Raw genomic sequence first — 3,718 nt, 5'->3', positions numbered from 1 at the left:
CGCTAAGCGACTCAAAACCCTGCATGGCCTCACGCCCCACGAGTTCATCTGCAAGAAGTGGCTTGAAGACCCTAGCCAGTTCCATTCAGATCCGAACCAGCACATGCTGGGACTGTACACCTAGAGCGTGTTATGCACTTTCCAGATTGGGTGCCACGGTTTGGTACTCCAAGCCGTGCTGGTACACGCAGGCACGGCTTGGAGTACCAAACCGTGGCACCCAGCGCCGTCATGCCTGCGTTACTGACCCCGAAAGTGCATGACACGCTCTAAGCGAATGTCGCGCTAAGCTGCCAGGCGATTGCGCAGGCGTTGGACGGCGAAGTAGTCGGCGATGTCGATCAGGCCCTGTGCCTCGGCGCGTTCGGCGGCGGTGAGGGTCTTGCCGGCCTCGTGCCGATCCAGCAGCCAGTGCAGCCGGGCCGCGACGGCGGGGGGAAGGCTCATGCGCAGCCCATCGTCGTCGGTGGCGCTGGCGGGCGCTTCGGGCCGCGCCAGCGCTGAGGCGGGGGATGCGGGCTTCTTCTGGATCGCCGTCTCGGGCGGCGCGGGCAACGCGGGCAACGGCTGCGGCGCCGGCAACGCCGCGTGGGGGGAGAATGGATTGGGGTCGCCGTTCGGCAACAGGTGGGGCGGCAGGTCGCACGGAATGGACGGGATCGTGTAGTACGTGCCCTTCTTGATCGCGCGGCTCTTGGCCTGCCGCTCGGCGGGCGTCATGGGGGGATGGATGCTGCGCGGTCGCATGGGTGTTCTTCTTATCGGCCACGTCCCCCGTCGCACTGCAGTCACGATAACCGCGTTTCGCGTCACGTTAACCTGATCGTCCCGTCACGGTGCGGCGTTGCGCTGAAGATTTCAGGCGTGCGGCGTCACGAAAACCGCATGCGATGTCACGTTTGATGCATGCGACGTCACGTTACATGCATCTCGCGTCACGTTTGATGCATGCGATGTCACGTTGCATGCATGGGATGTCACATTGCATGCATCGGATGTCACGTTGCATGCATTGAACGTGACATCGCATGCATCAAACGTGACAGACGATGCATCAAAAGTGACATCACACGCATGAAATGTGACATCACACGCATCAAACGGGACATCGCACGCCCTTCGCACGAGGTCCTATCCATGCAAGTCACGCGGCGTGGCATCGAATGGAAGCGACATTGCACGAGGACGACCTCGCGCGGCCTTCGCGTCACGCTCTACAGGGCGTCCGGCGGCGGGTGGGACGAAGCCGTGCGGCAACGGTCGGCGGCGGCGTAGAGAACCGAATCAGGGCCGATGCGGACTCTGGCCGTGGCATGGGCGTCTCGCCCATGCACGTCATGAGGCCGAAAGATCAGATTTGCAACTGGCGGCTTGGACAGCGCGGCTGCCATAAAATTGCATTTTCCGTTCCAGTCCACACGCATGGGCGAGACGCCCATGCTACGTGCGGAGCGATGCCTGAATGAACACAGCCGCCCGTCTCAAGGTGAGACGGGCGGCTGTGTTGCGTATTCGTGAACGTGTCGCGACTTACATCGTCGCGCGGTCGGATGCCGACACGTCGGACCCACCCGACACGTCCGTGCGACCCACTTCCGGGCCGGCGTCGACGTAGTCGTCGCTGGTGGCGTAGTCCATCGGCTGGCCCTGGCCCTGACCTTGGCTGTACTGGTTCACCTGGCCCTTCACCTCGTCGGCCAGGCGGTGGGCGAGCGAGCGCGTGTTGACGACGACGCTGTTCAGCAAATCGACGGCCTGCTGGCGGCGGTCGGCGCCCTTTTCCTTATCCAGGAAGTAGACGGCCGCGGCGCCCAGCAGGGCGGCGGTGCCGGCGCCGATGGCGACGGGGGCGGCGTAGGACGATTCCTCTTCGTAGCCCGCCCGGGCCCGGGCGTCGTCGTAATATTCGCTGGCCGTGCCGGCGGCGCTGTCGTAGGCGTCGCGGGCGGAATGATGGGCCGAATCGTACGCGTTGCGTGCGGAATGGCTGGCCGAGTCGTAGGCGTTGCGGGCGCTGGTCGAGGCGCGGTTGGCCCAGTCGGACGCCGTGTCGCGGGCGGCGGCGTAACCGGTCGCGCCGGCGGCAGTGGCGGCGGCGGCCGCGGTCGACGTGGCGGTGCTGGCGTGTTCACCGATCGACTGCGCCAGTTCACGGGCCTTGTCGGCCAGCGTCGACCAGGCCGACCCGGTTCCCTCGGTCGCCGAGTGCAGCGACGACGCCGCGACCGTGCCGAGCGCGCCCAGCGACGTGCCGGCCTTCGACAGCGCATCATTGGCGGACTTCGAGAGGTTCTCGCGGCGGGCCTGACCCTCCTCGGGGTCCAGCAGGTACATCAACGCCGCCCCGGCCGCGATACCACCGAGCATGGAAAGGCCCGTGCCGACTGATTTGTTGTGCATGGTCATAGTCTGTCTCCTGTGGCAAATTTCGGACCAACGTCTGCCGTACCGCGACGCGGTAGCCAAACGAGTTCAACCACGGCTTAGCGTCGTGCTTTGCAACAGAATTGCCAACCCCAAAAGTTTTCGGGGAACGCGGTCGGCACCCTTCGACGGATCAAAGTGAGTACCCGCACGCGCGGTTGTCATCCCGAAGGGAGCCTAAGGCGACCTGAGGGATCTCGACTGGCTGACGGTGCGGGCCGTGGAAGATGCCTCAGGTCGCCAAGGCTCCCATCGGGATGACAAGTGATGACAAGTGCACGCGAGGCGACGGGGGCTTTGTCCGCCAGCCTTAAGCGCGAGGCGAGTCGATTCCAGACGCATCGGTATGCGGCACCACCGCGCCCGGTTCGGTGTGCAGGTCGAGGGCGCCATGGCGGCGCAACACCTGCTCGGCGTCTCCGGTGCGATCGCCCGGCTTCACGACGATTACGGCCCGGCCCTGCTGGAAGTGCCGTTCGTAAACGGCGGCGTGTTCCTCGGACAAACCCAGTCCCTGCAGCGCGCCAAGAATGCCCCCGACCGCGGTGCCGGCCAGCGTGCCCCCGAAGAACGCCGCCAGCACACCGCCGGCCAATACGGGCCCGACGCCGGGCACGAGGATGGAGACCGCCGCCGCCAGCACGCCACCGACCATGCCCCCGGTGATGGCGCCGCTAAGTGCCCCGCGCGCATCGGCCGCGGGTGCGTCGACGATGGTGCCGCCGACCATTGGCTTGGCGTCCTGCGTCATGTATCCGACGTCGTCATGGGAAAAGCCGGCCCGTTCCAGTTCCACGATCGCGGCATGCGCCTGGCTGGGATGATCGAACGCGGCCACGAGTGCAGGTGCGTCTACTGGCATCATTCACCTCCGTTTGACATCCCACCCCGACAGAACGCCACCGCCGATACCGTTTACCAGCGAGAATCGGGCTCAGGTAATGCGGTGCAAATAAGGTGCCCGGCAGGGTGATGGATGCGGGAACGTGGGTTATCGAGATGCGGGGACTCGCGCCAAGATCGCCAAGCACGCCAAGAGCGCCAAGAGGAGAATTATTTATGAGTTGGTAGCAGGGTGGGCTGGCGTCGCTCAGGGTGGGTGTCGGTCGAGTGAGGCGCGAATCCGTCCGGTCCCTCTCCCGGTACTCCGGGAGAGGTTAGGTGTACAGTCCCAGCATGTGCTGGTTCGGATCTGAATGGAACTGGCTAGGGTCTTCAAGCCACTTCTTGCAGATGAACTCGTGGGGCGTGAGGCCATGCAGGGTTTTGAGTCGCTTAGCGAAGTTATATGCGG

The 3,718-nt window shown here is 64.7% G+C and carries 4 protein-coding genes; all 4 read right to left on the bottom strand.

Features of this window, described 5'->3' with window-relative positions; translation table 11 throughout:
- Positions 1-285 precede the first annotated feature (285 nt).
- A complete protein-coding gene (locus VGN72_12330; protein HEV7300147.1) occupies positions 286-747 on the bottom strand; it encodes a hypothetical protein in 462 nt (153 codons plus the stop codon).
- 783 nt (positions 748-1,530) lie between these two features.
- Positions 1,531-2,406, bottom strand: coding sequence for a hypothetical protein (locus VGN72_12325; GenBank protein HEV7300146.1), 876 nt, complete (start codon positions 2,404-2,406; stop codon positions 1,531-1,533).
- A 328-nt stretch (positions 2,407-2,734) separates the two neighbouring features.
- Positions 2,735-3,286, bottom strand: coding sequence for a hypothetical protein (locus VGN72_12320; protein ID HEV7300145.1), 552 nt, complete (start codon positions 3,284-3,286; stop codon positions 2,735-2,737).
- Positions 3,287-3,581: 295 nt separating this feature from the next.
- On the bottom strand, positions 3,582-3,718 hold a 137-nt coding region (locus VGN72_12315), incomplete at its 5' end, for an IS481 family transposase (GenBank protein ID HEV7300144.1).

Source organism: Tepidisphaeraceae bacterium (assembly GCA_035998445.1).
In the GTDB taxonomy this organism is placed as follows: Bacteria; Planctomycetota; Phycisphaerae; order Tepidisphaerales; family Tepidisphaeraceae; genus DASYHQ01.
Note: the sequence above shows the minus strand (reverse complement) of the source record. Positions and strands in the feature narration are given on the sequence as shown.

Coding starts and splice junctions, on each gene's coding strand:
- VGN72_12330 (HEV7300147.1), bottom strand. CDS start 747: ATGCGACCGCGCAGCATCCATCCCCCCATGACGCCCGCCGAGCGGCAG.
- VGN72_12320 (HEV7300145.1), bottom strand. CDS start 3,286: ATGCCAGTAGACGCACCTGCACTCGTGGCCGCGTTCGATCATCCCAGC.
- VGN72_12325 (HEV7300146.1), bottom strand. CDS start 2,406: ATGACCATGCACAACAAATCAGTCGGCACGGGCCTTTCCATGCTCGGT.